At 70.3% G+C, this 15,014-nt stretch carries 17 protein-coding genes; 14 read left to right on the top strand and 3 right to left on the bottom strand.

Annotated features, from left to right (window positions below; all coding sequences use genetic code 11):
- Positions 1-46: 46 nt before the first annotated feature.
- Positions 47-673: an RDD family protein gene (locus ACP4J3_RS00170; RefSeq protein WP_426528976.1), complete on the bottom strand. Its 627-nt coding sequence runs from the start codon at positions 671-673 to the stop codon at positions 47-49.
- A gap of 269 nt (positions 674-942) precedes the next feature.
- Between ACP4J3_RS00170 and ACP4J3_RS00165 the strand changes: the two genes are divergently transcribed.
- The 11 genes from ACP4J3_RS00165 to ACP4J3_RS00115 all read left to right on the top strand — a co-directional run bounded on the left by ACP4J3_RS00165 (position 943) and on the right by ACP4J3_RS00115 (position 12,105).
- On the top strand, positions 943-1,797 hold the full coding sequence (locus ACP4J3_RS00165) for a bifunctional methylenetetrahydrofolate dehydrogenase/methenyltetrahydrofolate cyclohydrolase (protein ID WP_426528974.1): 855 nt from the start codon (positions 943-945) through the stop codon (positions 1,795-1,797).
- Positions 1,787-2,281 (top strand): DUF3017 domain-containing protein, encoded by a 495-nt coding sequence (locus tag ACP4J3_RS00160; RefSeq protein ID WP_426528972.1) that lies wholly within the window; start codon positions 1,787-1,789, stop codon positions 2,279-2,281. The genes ACP4J3_RS00165 and ACP4J3_RS00160 overlap by 11 nt, the downstream gene beginning before the upstream one ends.
- A gap of 207 nt (positions 2,282-2,488) precedes the next feature.
- Positions 2,489-2,986 (top strand): helix-turn-helix domain-containing protein, encoded by a 498-nt coding sequence (locus ACP4J3_RS00155; RefSeq protein WP_426528970.1) that lies wholly within the window; start codon positions 2,489-2,491, stop codon positions 2,984-2,986.
- 321 nt (positions 2,987-3,307) lie between these two features.
- Positions 3,308-4,606 carry a DUF2690 domain-containing protein gene (locus tag ACP4J3_RS00150; protein ID WP_426528968.1) on the top strand — a complete coding sequence of 433 codons (1,299 nt, stop codon included), beginning with the start codon at positions 3,308-3,310 and terminating at the stop codon, positions 4,604-4,606.
- Positions 4,607-4,911: 305 nt separating this feature from the next.
- On the top strand, positions 4,912-5,901 hold the full coding sequence (locus ACP4J3_RS00145) for a malate dehydrogenase (protein ID WP_426528966.1): 990 nt from the start codon (positions 4,912-4,914) through the stop codon (positions 5,899-5,901).
- A gap of 254 nt (positions 5,902-6,155) precedes the next feature.
- Complete coding sequence (locus tag ACP4J3_RS00140) at positions 6,156-6,770, top strand: hypothetical protein (RefSeq protein WP_426528964.1); 615 nt, start codon at positions 6,156-6,158, stop codon at positions 6,768-6,770.
- Between the two features lie 164 nt (positions 6,771-6,934).
- The gene (locus tag ACP4J3_RS00135; protein ID WP_426528962.1) at positions 6,935-7,684 is read left to right on the top strand and encodes an FHA domain-containing protein; all 750 of its coding nucleotides are present in this window, start codon (positions 6,935-6,937) and stop codon (positions 7,682-7,684) included.
- Positions 7,681-9,249, top strand: coding sequence for a protein kinase domain-containing protein (locus ACP4J3_RS00130; RefSeq protein WP_426528960.1), 1,569 nt, complete (start codon positions 7,681-7,683; stop codon positions 9,247-9,249). Before ACP4J3_RS00135 ends, ACP4J3_RS00130 begins: the two co-directional genes overlap by 4 nt.
- Before the next feature lie 92 nt (positions 9,250-9,341).
- Complete coding sequence (locus ACP4J3_RS00125) at positions 9,342-9,755, top strand: hypothetical protein (protein ID WP_426528959.1); 414 nt, start codon at positions 9,342-9,344, stop codon at positions 9,753-9,755.
- A gap of 263 nt (positions 9,756-10,018) precedes the next feature.
- Positions 10,019-10,759: an FHA domain-containing protein gene (locus tag ACP4J3_RS00120; RefSeq protein ID WP_426528957.1), complete on the top strand. Its 741-nt coding sequence runs from the start codon at positions 10,019-10,021 to the stop codon at positions 10,757-10,759.
- Positions 10,756-12,105, top strand: a complete 1,350-nt coding sequence (locus ACP4J3_RS00115) for a protein kinase domain-containing protein (RefSeq protein WP_426528955.1) — start codon at positions 10,756-10,758, stop codon at positions 12,103-12,105. Before ACP4J3_RS00120 ends, ACP4J3_RS00115 begins: the two co-directional genes overlap by 4 nt.
- An 18-nt stretch (positions 12,106-12,123) precedes the next feature.
- Here the strand turns inward: ACP4J3_RS00115 and ACP4J3_RS00110 are convergent, their stop codons facing one another.
- A complete protein-coding gene (locus ACP4J3_RS00110; protein WP_426528953.1) occupies positions 12,124-12,510 on the bottom strand; it encodes a peptidase inhibitor family I36 protein in 387 nt (128 codons plus the stop codon).
- Positions 12,511-12,842: 332 nt separating this feature from the next.
- Between ACP4J3_RS00110 and ACP4J3_RS00105 the strand changes: the two genes are divergently transcribed.
- The 3 genes from ACP4J3_RS00105 (at position 12,843) to ACP4J3_RS00095 (ending at position 14,054) form a co-directional block, all read left to right on the top strand.
- Entirely contained in the window at positions 12,843-13,244 is a 402-nt protein-coding gene (locus ACP4J3_RS00105) for a hypothetical protein (RefSeq protein ID WP_426528951.1), read from the top strand.
- A 51-nt stretch (positions 13,245-13,295) separates the two neighbouring features.
- Complete coding sequence (locus tag ACP4J3_RS00100; protein WP_426528949.1) at positions 13,296-13,718, top strand: hypothetical protein; 423 nt, start codon at positions 13,296-13,298, stop codon at positions 13,716-13,718.
- Positions 13,719-13,883: 165 nt separating this feature from the next.
- On the top strand, positions 13,884-14,054 hold the full coding sequence (locus ACP4J3_RS00095; RefSeq protein ID WP_426528947.1) for a hypothetical protein: 171 nt from the start codon (positions 13,884-13,886) through the stop codon (positions 14,052-14,054).
- Positions 14,055-14,180: 126 nt separating this feature from the next.
- On the opposite strand, the gene ACP4J3_RS00090 is transcribed toward ACP4J3_RS00095, so the two are convergent.
- A complete protein-coding gene (locus ACP4J3_RS00090; RefSeq protein WP_426528945.1) occupies positions 14,181-14,660 on the bottom strand; it encodes a DUF5753 domain-containing protein in 480 nt (159 codons plus the stop codon).
- Positions 14,661-15,014 lie beyond the last annotated feature (354 nt).

Raw genomic sequence — 15,014 nt, 5'->3', positions numbered from 1 at the left:
CGGGGATCACGGATGAAAAATGGAGCGCAGGCGCCGTGACCCGTGCTCAGTTCGCGCGGATCACGATCGACGAGCAGACCTTGTCGGCGAACGTCTGCTTCTTGGCGTCCCACAGCGGCCACAGGTATCCGATGTAGCACGCGATGCCGTCCAGGAAGTGGGCGAGACGGCGCACGAACGCCATGCCGACGCCCATGGGCTGGCCGGTGGCCTCCTTCACCAGGCGGATGCCGAGCGCCTTCTTGCCGAGGGTCTGGCCGGTGCGGCCCTCCATGATGAGCTGCCAGATCGCGATGCCGAATATGACGATGTAGCCGACGATCATCAGGGCCGAGTTCCGGTTGGCCACCCCGACGCCGACGAGGATGTAGGGGACCGCGAACACCAGCATGTCGACCAGGGTGCCCGCGAAGCGCAGGCCCCAGTGCGCGTACGGCGGCTGGACGCCGTAGCCGGGCTGCTGCGGGTAACCGCCGGGGTAGCCGGGCTGCTGCTGGTAACCGCCGGGGTAGCCCGGCTGCTGCGGGTAGCCGTAACCCTGCTGCGGCGGGACGCCCTGCGGCGCCTGGGGGTAGCCCTGGCCGGGCTGGCCGGGCTGGCCCTGCTGGGGGTAGCCGTAACCCGGCTGTGGTTGCCCCTGTCCGTAGGGGTCGTTGGGCGAGCCGAAACTCATGGCCGAATTCCTCCGTTGCATACATGGGGACGACGCGGATTGCACGGAGGAACGACACGAAATGAGCGGTTTGCCCCCCGAACACGGACCGCAGTACTGCGGCGCTCATCGTAGGTGGCAGTGGCGAGTTGTTGTCCAGCCGCATTCCCTATGTGTTGTGCAAGTGCAACATCATCGATCATGGGCGGAAACGGGCGGAGATGAGATGCCGGGGGCCGGTGCGGACCCGGATTGGAACAGCGAGGGCGTCATCCAGGAAGATGGGAGCCATGACCGCCCAGATTCTCGATGGCAAGGCCACCGCAGCCGCGATCAAGTCCGACCTGACCGCCCGCGTGGCGGCGCTGAAGGAGAAGGGCGTCACGCCCGGCCTCGGCACGATCCTGGTCGGGGACGACCCCGGCAGCCAGAAGTACGTCGCCGGCAAGCACCGCGACTGCGCCCAGGTCGGCATCGCCTCCATCCAGCGCAAACTGCCCGCCACGGCGACCCAGGAGGAGATCGAGGCCGTCGTCCGTGAGCTGAACGAGGACCCGGCCTGCACCGGCTACATCGTCCAGCTCCCGCTGCCCAGGGGCATCGACGAGAACCGCATCCTGGAGCTGATGGACCCGGCCAAGGACGCGGACGGGCTCCATCCGATGAACCTCGGACGGCTGGTGCTGGGCGAGCCGGCGCCGCTGCCCTGCACCCCCAACGGCGTCCTCACCCTCCTGCGCCGGCACGGCGTCGAGATCAAGGGCGCCGACGTCGTGGTCGTCGGCCGCGGTGTCACCATCGGCCGCCCGATGCCGCTGCTGCTGACCCGGCGCAGCGAGAACGCCACCGTGACCCAGTGCCACACCGGCACCCGCGACCTGGCCTCGCATCTGCGCCGCGCCGACATCATCGTCGCCGCCGCGGGCTCCGCCCACCTGGTCCGCCCCGAGGACGTGAAGCCGGGCGCGGCCGTCCTCGACGTCGGTGTCTCGCGCAACGCCGAGGGCAAGATCGTGGGCGACGTCCACCCCGGCGTCGCCGAGGTGGCCGGCTGGATCTCCCCGAACCCCGGCGGCGTGGGCCCGATGACCCGGGCGCAGCTTCTGGTCAACGTGGTCGAGGCGGCGGAGCGCAGTGTCGGCTGAGGCGGGCTCCGAGAAGGCGGAGGAGATCGAGGACGTCGGGGACGTCGGCGTCCGGGATTCGGTGAGTGCGCCGGATGCGCAGGGCACGCCCCGGCGCGCCACCCGCCGTTTTCCGCTGTTCACCAGGGACACGGCACGCCCCGAGGGCGGTGGCCGCGCGGCGCCCGGCGACCTGCCGGCCCCGGCCCGGCAGTGGCCGGTCCTGGTGGTCCTGGGGCTGGTCGGGGTCGGTCTGCTGGTCACCGCGCTCGACGTGTTCCGCGTCGGCACCCTGCTGATCGGCAGCGCCCTGCTGGTCGGCGCGGTGATGCGCTGGCTGCTGCCGAGCGTCGGCATGCTGGCGGTGCGCTCCCGCTTCACCGACATAGTGACGTACGGCGTACTGGGCCTCGCGATCGTCCTGCTGGCGCTGATGGCCCAGCCGGACCCGCTGCTGAGACTCCCGTTCCTGAAGGACGCGCTGCACTTCACGGTGGAGAGCTGAAGCACCGCACATGACGGCGGCCCGTCCTCTCCCCCGAGGAAGGACGGACCGCCGTCTGCGTCAACCCTCGGGCACGGTGAAGGGGCTGTTCAACGGCTGTCAGTCTGCTGTGGCACGGAGGTGACCGTTCCGCTACGTCGCGCACGTCGGGGAACCGACGCGCCGTGTCGTGTCGTCACCCGATCGGGTCTGGTTCGGAGGTGAGCGATGGGTGCGTGGCAGCCGCTGCCCGGCGATCTGCCGCTGGAGGTGCGGCACTTCGTGGAGCAGTTGCGGCAGCTCAAGGACCGTACGGGCCTGAGTCTGGTCGCGCTGGGCGCGCGCACCGCGTACAGCAAGTCCTCCTGGCAGCGCTACCTCAACGCCACCCAGCCCCCGCCCCGGCAGGCGGTCGCCGCGCTGTGCCGGGTCGCGGGGGTGGAGAAGGAGGAGGCCGAGCGCTTCGAGGTGCGGTGGGAACTCGCGGTGCGGGCCTGGCCGAAGCCGGCCGCGGTGCCGGGGAGGCCGGAGGGTACGGCGCCGGGGAAGCCGGAGGGCGCGGCGCCGGCCGAGGGCGAGGAGTACGAGGACGATCCCACGTTGCCCTGGTGGGACGCGCCGCCGAAGAAGTCCGGGCCGCCGTCGCGCCGGCTGCTGGTCGTCGCCGTGGCGCTCGCCGTGACGCTGGTGCTGGCGGCGGTGGTCGGGGCCGTTGCGCTGGGGTGATCACAACGAGGCTCAAGTGTCCGAGTCACCCGCATATGGCGTGTGTGACATGAGTGTTCTTGTATGTGCTTTCTGTGTGTCGATGTGTTGACAAGTTCGAGGATGTGCAAGGAAGTCGTTGGGTATGCGGTCTAGCGTGACCGATCGGGATGTCGGGGGCGTCCCGTTCGCCCGTAAGGGCTTACTGCCAGGGTTGTGTCGGCTGTAGAGGGAAGCTGGTGGAACACTGGACGACGCGGACGGCGTCACGCGCGGGGAACGCGAGAAACACCAGCACCAACCGGGGGGAAGAGGGGGGAAGCAATGCCTCGATGGAGGGCCTTGCCGGATGAACTCGATCCGCAGGTCAGGGAGTTCGCGAGCCAGTTGCGTCGGCTCGTGGACCGCAGCGGCCTGAGTGTCGCGGCGGTGGCCGACCGCACGGGATACAGCAAGACGTCGTGGGAGCGGTATCTGAACGGGCGGCTGCTCGCGCCCAAGGGCGCGATCGTGGCGCTCGCGGAGGTCACGGGCACCAATCCGGTCCACCTGACGACCATGTGGGAGCTCGCCGAACGGGCGTGGAGCCGTTCGGAGATGCGTCACGACATGACCATGGAGGCGATCCGGATCTCCCAGGCCCGCGCGGCGCTGAGCGAGTTCGGCGCGCCGCCGGCGAACGCCAAGGGCGGCGCAAAGGCGGGCAAGGGCTCGCGCCGCGGCTCGAGCGCCACGGCGGCGCCCACGCCCGGCGTCGCGGGCCCGGCGGGCGTGGCACCCACCGTGCCGCCGTCGGTGCCGGTCCAGCCGAAGGCGCCGGAGGCACGGGACTCGACGGTCCAGGACGCTCCGGTACGGGGAGCCGGCGGCGGTGACGTCCGGGAGGGCGGGGCCGCCGAGGGCAACTCGTGGGGGCTGGCGGGGTACCGGGGGCCGTCGCAGGCAGGGGGGCGAGCGGCGGAGACGCCGGGTGCGTCGTGGGTGCCCGGAGCGTCGGGGGCGCCCGGAGTGTCCGGGGTCTCCGGGGCTCCTGGGGCTTCTGGGGCGGAGCCGGGACCGGCGTGGTCGCCCGGGACGCCGGGTGCGTACGGCGAACCCCCGCAGGGCCCCCGTCCCGGCGCCGGTTCCCCAGGTGGCGCCGGCGGTGCGAAGCGGCGGCTGACGATGTTCCTCGCGGGCGTCGTCGGTGTGCTGGTCGTGATCGCGGCGGTGTTCTACCTCACCGACCCCGGCGGCGACAAGAAGGGCGACGACGTCGCCAAGTCGCCCTCGCCGACCGCCTCGACCGACCCCGATCTGCCGCCAGGCGTGAAGTGCAGCGGCGACTCCTGCACCGGCAAGGACGCGGAGGCCATGGGGTGCAGCGGTGACCTCGTGACGACCGCCAGGACCGCGACCGTCGGCACGGCCGTGGTCGAGGTGCGCTACAGCGAGACCTGCGGCGCCGCGTGGGGACGGGTCACGCATGCCGCGCAGGGCGACGAGGTCGTCGTGACGGCCGGCAAGGCCAAGGAGGAGTCCGGGCCGATCACGGCGGCCGGCGACACGATCGCCTACACGCCGATGGTGGCCGTGAAGGACGCCGGCGAGGCGATCGCCTGCGCGACGCTGGCCGCAGGCCAGAAGGGCTGCACGCAGTAACGACAGCCGCGGGCAAAGAATCCGGACGGCGACGAATGGGCGGCCGCTGAGTGGGAACGCGCACCGTACCCCCACGGGAGTCCGGTCATCGGTACCCCCACCAGGCGGCCGCCCCGTTTTCCTCTCCCGGACCGGGCGGCCGCCCCCTTTCGCCGTACTCGTGGTCATTCTGTGGGGTGGGCCACACGGGCCCGGCCGTGCGAGATCCCGGATGCGCGATAGCCTGACCGGTGGATCTCTCGACGCCAAGAGATCGATCATCGGGGCAGAGACGCCCCACCGCCAGCTGTCATACGGAGAACGCCATGACCCGCACTCCCGTGAACGTCACCGTCACCGGCGCGGCCGGCCAGATCGGTTACGCCCTGCTCTTCCGCATCGCCTCCGGCCAGCTCCTCGGCGCGGACGTGCCGGTCAAGCTGCGTCTCCTGGAGATCACGCCGGCGCTGAAGGCCGCGGAGGGCACGGCCATGGAGCTCGACGACTGCGCCTTCCCCCTCCTCCAGGGCATCGACATCACCGACGACCCGAACGTCGCCTTCGACGGCGCCAACGTCGGCCTGCTCGTCGGCGCCCGCCCCCGCACCAAGGGCATGGAGCGCGGTGACCTCCTGGAGGCCAACGGCGGCATCTTCAAGCCGCAGGGCAAGGCCATCAACGACCACGCCGCGGACGACGTCAAGATCCTGGTCGTGGGCAACCCGGCCAACACCAACGCGCTGATCGCGCAGGCCGCCGCGCCGGACGTACCGGCCGAGCGCTTCACCGCGATGACCCGCCTCGACCACAACCGCGCGCTGACCCAGCTCGCGAAGAAGACCGGCTCGACCGTCTCCGACATCAAGCGGCTCACCATCTGGGGCAACCACTCCGCCACCCAGTACCCGGACATCTTCCACGCCACGATCGCCGGCAAGAACGCCGCCGAGGTCGTGAACGACGAGAAGTGGCTCGCCGAGGACTTCATCCCGACCGTCGCCAAGCGCGGTGCGGCGATCATCGAGGCCCGCGGCGCCTCCTCGGCGGCCTCCGCCGCCAACGCCGCCGTCGACCACGTGCACACCTGGGTCAACGGCACCGCCGACGGTGACTGGGTCTCCATGGGCATCCCGTCCGACGGCTCCTACGGCGTCCCGGAGGGCCTGATCTCCTCCTTCCCCGTCACCACCAAGGACGGCAAGTACGAGATCGTCCAGGGCCTGGAGATCAACGAGTTCTCCCGCGCCCGTATCGACGCCTCCGTCAAGGAGCTCGAGGAGGAGCGCGAGGCGGTCCGCTCCCTCGGCCTGCTCTGACGGCCGTCGGCTGACGCTCACAGGTGATCCCCGGGTGGCTGTCGCCGCCCGGGGATCACTGCGTTCACACCCGCACGTCCTGGACTTGCACAACGCGTATGGAATGCGGCTGGACAAGCAAGAGGGCACTGAAGAACGATGAGTGCCGAGTGTCGCGGGCAGCACCGGGGGGACGAACCGCAACCGTAGAACCTTCCTCCGAACCGTGCCACGCGTCGTCCCCACGCAGGAAAGCAGACGGAGGAAGGACCGCCATGAGCTTCGGCGACCCGAACAACCCCTACGGCCCGCCTCCCCAGGGCCAGCAGCCGGCCCCGCCCGGCTACGGCTACCCGCAGCAGGCGGCCCCGCCCGGAGCCCCGCCACAGCAGCCGTACGGCGCCTACCCGGCCGCTCCGCCGGTGCAGCAGCCGTACGGCGGCTACCCGCCGGCCGGTCCCGCCATGATGCCGGGCATCACCAAGGCAGCCCGGATCATGCTGGGCCTGGTCGTCCTCGCCCATGTGATCATCGCGGGCATGTACGCCTGGTTCCTGACCCGGTGGGACCAGGAGATGGCCGCCGCGGGCATCAGCGGCGACGCCGAGGCGGAGCGCATCGCCGACCTGGGCAAGGGCGTCGTCGTCTTCCTCATCGGGCTCGCCGCGGTGTTCGCGGTCCTCGGTCTCGTGCTGTTGCTGCAGTACGCCAACGGCGGCAACGCCGTCCGGGTCTGCTCCATCGTCTACGGCTCGTTCGCCATCGTCACCGGCATCTTCATGCTCGCCGCCTACGGCCTCGGGCTGCTCATCATGATCGCCGCCATCCTGCTGATCGTCTTCGCCGCGAAGCGCGCCAGCGCGGAATGGTTCCGGCGCCCGCGTTACTGAGGCTCCGGGGATCCTCACAACCTCCTCACCGAACCCCCCTCAACCGGGGTCCGGTTCGCGCCAATCACCGCCGAGGGCCGTGTCTCACCTGTTCGAGGGGGACACGGCCCGGCCGCGTCGCCCTAGTCTGGCGTGGGTAGCCGTCAGGCACGGGGAGACGCACCTTGTACAGCATCATCGTGGTACCTCCGCCGACCACGGAGGACGAGAACCATCCCACCCAGATCCGGCTGGCACCCGGCGAGCGGCTCGGCTTCGGTCGGTCCGCTTCCGGCAACGACCTCGCCATCGGGCACGACGGGGTGTCCCGCAGAGCCGGTGAGATCACCGCGCAGGGCGCCTTCTGGATACTGAGCAACCTCAGCCGGGAGCAGACGTACGTCGTCGAGAACCCGGAAGGCGCCGGCGAGCACATCAAGGTCGGGCCGGGGCGGCTGGACGCGCCGATCCCGTTCGAGTTCTCGCGGATCGTGCTGCCCGCGGCCGGCGATCTGCTGGCGATCCAGGTGTGGGCGCCGCGCCACGACTACCTCAGCTCCGAGGGCGGCCTGGACGGGGCGACGACCGCCCCGGCGTTCTCGGTGGACCGTACGAAGCGGTACTTCGCGGTGCTGGCCGCCCTGTGCGAGCCCCGGCTGCGCGGCGAACCGCACGCCCCGCTGCCCACCGTCGACCAGGTCGTGGACCGGCTGCGCCCCAACTGGCCCGCCGCGTCCCGCACTTCCGTGCAGTGGAACATCGACTACCTCGCCGTGAAACTGCGCCTCAAGCCCGGCCCGGAGACGGCGGACACGGGTCCTCGCCTCAATGGCAAGAAGGAGTCGCTGGTGTCGCTGGCGCTCCGGTTCGATCTGGTCCGGGAGGACGATCTCGTCGTCCTGACGGATCCCGCCTCCGGACGGGTGGCCCGATGACCGAGCCGTACGCCGTGCCGGTGCCCAGGGGGTACCGGGTGGGCGGATGGGAGGTGCGCGAGCCGATCGCCACGGGGGCGTTCGGGAGCGTGTACGAGGCGCGGCGCGTCGAAGGGGACGCCCTCCCCGCGACCGCCGCCCTGAAGTTCCTGCCCACCGGCACCGGCACCCCACGCCAACTCACCCACCTGCGCGAACTCATCGAGCGCGAGGTCGAGTTGCACCGCCGGCTCAAACAGCCGCGGCTGATCCGGATGTACGACACCCTCGTCGTCGACGACCCGGCCAGCCCCGCCCTCGACGGCGCCACCGTCCTCGTGCTGGAGAAGGCGGAGGGCTCCCTGTCCACCCTGCTGGCGACGGGAGCGGCGGATCGGCGCGCCGCCGCCGGGCCCGCGCTGCTCGCGCAGATCTGCGAGGGGCTGGCGCAACTGCACCACGCGGGCTGGGTGCACGGCGACCTCAAGCCGGCCAACGTGCTGCTGATGAAGGACGGTTCGGCCCGGCTGGCCGACTTCAACATGGCGGCGGAACTGGAGGGCACGCACGCGTACACGCCCGCGTTCTCCACTCCCGACTACACGCCGCCGGAGCTGCTGTGGTCGGAGATCGGCGAGCGAGGCCGGCGGATCCGCCCGTCGGCGGACGTCTGGGCCTTCGGTGTGCTCGCGCATCTGCTCCTCACCGGTTCCTTCCCGCTGCCCGGCGCCACCCCGTCGGCCCGCCGGGACGCGGCCGCCGCCTATGCGCGCGGCACCGACGAGCTGCGGCTGTCGCCCGAACTCCCGGACGTCTGGCGGGAGATCGTCCGCGGCTGTCTGACCCGTACGCACGAGGACCGCGTCGCCACCCAGGACCTGCTGCGCCGGGTGGAGGCCGCGGCCGGCACGGGTCGCTCACCGCGGCTGCCGCGGGCCCTGCTCCCCCGCCGCCGCTCACGCCGTACGACGGTGCTGTCCGCCGCGACCGCGGTGGTGGCGGTGTCCGCGCTCGGCTACGGCATCAGCACCTGGGCCGACGGCGGTGACCCGGGCGGCGGTGAGACCGGGAAGGTCACGGCCGCCACTTACGGCGCCGCCGAACTCCGTACGGACAAGGGCGTCCCGGTGGCCTACCGCCGGCTCATCGTGGACTCCGCCCACGACTGCGTCCAGCCGGAAGTCACCCCCGCGCTGATCGCCGCCCTGCTGAAGGCGGAGAGCAACTTCGACCCGGACCTCTCCGACCCGGGCGTGGGCGGGGAGGGCGAGTACGGCATCGCCCGCTGGACGCCGAGCATCCTGCGCTGGTACATCCGCGCGGACGGTGTCCCCGCGTCGGAGACCCCCAGGCCTCCGCTCACCCCCGAAGAGTCCATTCCGGCCGTGGGCCGCTACCTGTGCTTCATCGAACCTCGCCTGAACGCCTCCGGCCTGTCCGGCGACCGCCGCGTGCTGATCGCCGCCGCCTACCGGACCTCGTACAAGTCGGTGAACAACGCGGGCGGTGTTCCCCCGAAGTACCGCGACTACGCCACCCGCGTCGCGCACTACCTCAAGGAGTACACGCCGCCCGGCCGGAAGTGACCCTGAGAGTTCTGAGGTACCACTCGCGCGAGGCCGGCGTCACCGTGGGCGTGTCCACCCACGGGGGTGGCAGGACCGGAAGGACACCAGCCATGAAGCGCGTGCTCGCCTCACTGGGAGCCGCTGCCGTGCTCGCCACGGGCGCCGTGGCACTGACACCGACGGGGGCTTCGGCGGCGCCGAACGGCTGCTGGGGGAACGCGGGGACGAAGACCGACCCCGAGGGGCGCACATACACCGCCCGCTACTGTCACAACTATCAGGGCGGCGACATCATCTGGCACCGCAACAAGGTCGGCTACCTGTACGCGGGCAACAACTGGTTCCTCTGCCAGACGAAGAGCCCGAGCTACCCCAACCCACCTGTCGGCAACGCCCGTAACGACTGGTGGCTCTACACCCAGGGCGACACCGGAAGCGAGCACCACGCCTGGGGCTGGTTCCCGGCGACCAAGGTGTCGGGCGGCAACAACTACGAGCCGATCCCGGGCCTGCCCGTCTGCTGATCACACGCGACGACGGCCTCCGGTCCCCTCGGGGGAGGGCCGGAGGCCGCTCCACGCGTGCACAGTCGTACGCGAACCGGCGCTGCCTCAGTTCCGGATGTCCGGTGAAGGACTCCGGCGGATTTCGCCCGTGTTTCCCCGGCGACCCGCCACGGCGGAGGGAAGCTTCGCCCCCGTTTGCACACGTCGCTTACCCTGCCCCTGATCCGATGGTCGACGGAGGGTGGCCTGGCCCTCCTCGAACAGGGACAGGGGGACGACCTGTGTACAGCATCATCGTGGTGCCGCCGGCATGCGCCGGGACGGACGACCAGATCAGGATCGCCACCGGTGAGCGGCTCGCCTTCGGCCGCGCGGACCGGGACGGCGGCCTCACCATCGCGCACGAGGGGGTGCCCCGGGTCGCCGGTGAGATCACGGCGCACCGGAACTTCTGGCTGCTGACCAACTACAGCGAGAGCCAGACCTATGTGGTGGAGAACCCGGAAGGCGCCGGGGAACACATCAAGGTCGCGCCGGGCCGTGTGGAGGCGCCCGTAGCGTTCGAGTTCTCCCGCGTGGTGCTGCCCGCGGCGGGCGACCTGCTCGCCTTCGACGTCTGGGCACCGCGCCACGCCTTCCGCAGCGTGGCCCCCCAGGGGCTCGCCGGGAACCTCACCGCACCGGCGTTCGCCCTCGACCGCACCAAACGCTACTTCGCGGTCCTGGCCGCCCTGTGCGAACCCCGCCTGCGCGGCGAACCGCACGCCCCGCTGCCCGCCGTGGAGCAGCTGGTGGACCGGCTGCGCCCGGTGTGGCCGGCGGTCAGCCGCTCGGCCGTCTACTGGAACATCGACTACCTGGCGCTCAAGCTGCGCCTGCGCCCCGGCCCCGACACGGCCGAGCCCGGGCTGCGCGTCAACGGCAAGAAGGAGTCGCTGGTCTCGCTCGCGCTCCGCTTCGACCTGGTCCGCGAGGACGACCTGACCATGCTCACCGCGACCCGGAGCGAGGTGGCCCGGTGACCGGACAGTCGTGCCCCGTCCCCGTCCCGAAGGGCTACCGGGTCGGCCCCTGGGAGGTGCGCGAGCCCCTCGCCTCCGGTGCGTTCGCCACCGTCTACGCCGCCCGGCTCGCCGGGGAGGGGGACCCGCAGCTGCCCGCCCGGGCGGCCCTGAAGTTCCTGCCCACCGGCACCCGCACCCCGCGCCAGCTGCGCCACCTGCGCGATCTGGCCGAACGGGAGGTGGAACTGCTCGGCAAGCTGCGCGCACCGCGGCTGATCCGGATGTACGACACCCTGACCGTCGACGACCCGGAGCACCCCGAACTCGACGGCGCCACCGTCCTCGTACTCGAACGGGCCGAGGGCTCCTTGGACACCGTACTGGCACACGACCCGAAACCGGCGTCCGGTCCCGCCCTGCTGGCCCAGATCTGCGAGGGCCTGCACCAGCTGCACCACGCCGGCTGGGTGCACGGCGACCTCAAGCCGGCCAACGTGCTGCTGCTGAAGGACGGTTCGGTACGGCTGGCCGACTTCAACATGGCCGCCGAGCTGGAGGGCACCCACGCCTACGCGCCCGCCTTCGCCACGCCCGACTACACCCCGCCGGAACTGCTGTGGCCGGAGATCGACGAGCGCGGCACCCGTGTCCGCCCCTCCGCGGACATCTGGGCCTTCGGCGTCCTCGCGCACACCGTGCTGACCGGCTCCTTCGCACTACCGGGCGGCAGCACGGAGGCCCGCGCCGACGCGGCGATGCGCTATGCGCGCGGCGCCGAGGAGCTGCGGCTGTCCGCCGAACTCCCGGAGGCCTGGCGGGAGATCGTCCGGGACTGTCTGGCCCCCACGCACAGCGAACGCGCCGCCCGCGTCCCCGACACCGGTGCGCTGCTGCGCCGGGTGGAACAGGCCGCGGGCGCCTCCCGCTCGGCCCGCCTGCCCCGGCTGCGCCCCCGCCGCTGGCGCCGTTCGGCGCTTCTCGCGGCGGTCGCGGCGGCGGCGATACTGAGCGCGACGACGGCGACCTACACCCTGCTGGACGACGCCCCGGCCGCCGCGGCGCCGCCCAGCTGCGAGAAGCCCACGATGTACGAGGACGAGAAGTACGGCCGCGGCTACACCGCCGGCTGGAACAGCACCTGGGACTTCACCATCAAACAGGGCGAGGGCGGCAGCCAGGTTCGCGAGGCGCAGTGCCTGCTCAGATACCTGCACGGCATCACCGAAGTCGGCGAGGCCGACGGCATCTTCGGCCCCATGACCCACGCCGCGGTCGTCACCTTCCAGAAGCGGGTGGGGCTGGATGCGGACGGCATCGTGGGACCGAGGACCTGGAGCGCGCTGCGCAAGGCCGGGGAGGTCTGACGCGGAACTGACGGAGTGTCAGGCGCAGTTGACCCACTTGTTGGACTTGATGCCGTTCTGCACGAAGGTGCTGCCCGAGCCGAAGTTGTAGGCGTCGCCGCGCTCGATCGTCATCTGGTTGCCGGTGTAGTTCGTACCGGTGTAGATGGTCACGTCGCAGGAGTTGCCGTGGTTGTACACGGACTTGACGTTCCGGAACGAGTAGTACGGCGTCAGGTCCGCGTTGTTCTGGTAGACCTTGCCCGGCGTTCCGGCGAAGTTGGACTGGGTGTAGGCGCACAACGCGCCGGCCGGGCAGTCGGACTTGGCGGCATGCGCGGGTGCGGCGGCGGTGGCGACACCCAGGCCGGCGGCCAGCAGGGCGCCCGCGAGTGCGGCGGACCGGGTACGGATGCTCGTGAACATGCCGGTCAGTGTGGCGCGGGCGGGCGTCGCGGGGAACCTGAAACTTTCCAGGGTCCCCGGGCGCCCGCGCGACCGATTCGGGACGAGCGGGACAGTGCAGTCAGCCGGGACGGCAACAACAAACCGTTGAAGACCGCCTGGTACCAGCAGTGAACTCCGGCGCGGCCGAAGCGAAGGTGCCCGCATCGAAGAGGGCCCAATCGCGGGGGTGCGAACCTTCCTGAGGCACACCCTGAAAAGTTACAGGGACCTCTCCGATGCCAGGTCGCCTAGTCTGAGCGCGTTCAACTGCACAGAGCAGAACACTTCCGAAAAAACAGGGGGAAAGCACCATGTCCGGACGCACGGTACGCAAGGCGGCGGCCACCCTCACGGCGGCGGTCACACTCGCGGGCGCGGGGGTGCTGGCCAGCGCCCCCACCGCGAGCGCCGCGACCTGCTACGGCGGCGCGGTCTACTTCTCCGGTGAGAACCACTACTACCCCAGCTCCGGCAGGTACACCACGACCTCGCGCTGCAACGACATCAACATCAAGATCGAAAACCTCATCATCACCCCCAATCGCAAGGTCAAGGTGTGCTTCTACCCCCGTTCGAAGCCCGCGTACTGCCAGAGCAACTACACGACGGCCACCAGTAATTGGACGGTCGTTGCCAAGAACGTGCTGGACGGCACCAAGTTCCGGTTCTACTTCGAGAGCAAGTCGTGGGTGCAGGCCAATTACGCCGCCTGAACAACCCTCGACCACTGATCACGCGCAATCGACCACAGGAGAAGACAGGACATGAAGACGACAGCGAAGCGGCTGACGGCGGTCGCGGGTGGACTGGTCATGGCGGCCGGCGCGCTCACGGTCGGCAGTGCGTCGACCGCGGCAGCCGCGACCTGCTATGGGGGCGCGGTCAGCAAGACCTTCAACATGGGAACGGACGAGGCCGAGCACCGCTTCGGTCCCTACACCACCACGTCACGGTGCAACGACATCAACCTGAAGTTCACCACCTGGGGCAACGCCAGTCCGCTGTATGTGCGGGTGTGCTTCCACCCGTCCTCCGGCGGCACGACATGCAACTCCTGGAAGACGTTCTACAAGTCGAACGACCTCAACAAGTGGCGCGTGATCGCCACCGACGTCAAGGACGGCACCAGGTACAGCATCTCCATGGACTTCGCCAGCAACACGTTCAAGGGTGACCTCGCCCACTGAGCACCGGCCGGAGGGGGCGCACACCGCGGCCATTGCCACGGGCACTGCGCTGCTTGCCGGCCTGGGAGTTGCTCTGGGCGCAGCCCCGGCCCAGGCGGCCAAGTCCGACTGCCCCGCTGGTGCGCTGTGTGCCTACGCCCGGAACCGTACAACTCGTTCCAAAACGTGAAGTCCATCTACAACCACGGCGACTACTGCGACGTCATCATCTACACCGGAAAGAACTACACCGGCAACAGCGCGACGATCCGCCGTGGAGAATCCTGGGACATGACCTACAACACCACGTTCACGCTGAACGGGATCGCATCCAATAAGTGGGTCAACTGCACCTGACCTGTCGGCCCTGCGCTTACCGGGGACGCCAGAGCGCGCCGACGAACTGGGACCAGGCCCCGTCGCCGAAGAGGAGGACGGGGCCTGTGGGGTTCTCATCTCTGTAGTTCCTCGCTGCTTCTTCGATCAAGACCAGGGACGTCCGTCGAAGCTGCCCTCCGTCCACACCAGCGGCGGCGCGTCGGCGAAAGTCATGATCTTGGCCATGCCGTGCATGAGGGGGTGCCCGGTGGTGGTTCGCGGGATGACCTGCAAAGCACGCTCCGTGGCCCGGATCACGTTGACGATGTGCTCCAGTTGCTCGGCCATCTGCTCCGGCGGCAGCAGCGGTGTCCGGACAGCAGACTCGCGAAGGATCCCCCAGTAGGTGGGCCGCTCCTCGCGGTCCCACAGCTCCGCACGCGCCAGCCGCGCGCTGACACGCTGCTCGATCAGCTCCCGGGGTAGCAACGGCCTCGCGTGTCGCATGAGAACCCGCATGTACGGCTCGGTCTGCAGGAGGCCGGGGATGACAGTGGGCGCCCAGGCGAGATCCATCGGCATCCCTCGCTCCCCTCGCTCGATCTGGCTCAGGAACGGGATCCCCCGAAAGCTGCCCTCGGCCAACTGCTATAGCGTCAGCCCGGCTTGTTCCCGCCTGTAGCGCAACTCAGCGCCGTAGAAGCACGGGACATTCATCGACGCATCAGGGTCCTTCTTCGCGGGCGGCGGCGTACCCCATGCACCCCCACCCCCACCACGAAACCGACGCCTGCGTCGAAGACCTCCGCACCGCCCTGGAGGCGAACGGCATCACGCTCCCCTCCCTCGACATCGACCTGCCGGCCTTCGCGGACAGGTACCCGGCCCCGCCCCAACGCCAACAGCTACAACAAGGCCGAGGGCACCCACCTGTACCCGAACTACCCCAACCTGTACTACATCGTCACGAGCAGCAACTGCGCCGACGTCAACATCAAG

The organism is Streptomyces sp. UG1 (assembly GCF_049974585.1).
In the GTDB taxonomy this organism is placed as follows: domain Bacteria; phylum Actinomycetota; class Actinomycetes; order Streptomycetales; family Streptomycetaceae; genus Streptomyces.
Note: the sequence above shows the minus strand (reverse complement) of the source record. Positions and strands in the feature narration are given on the sequence as shown.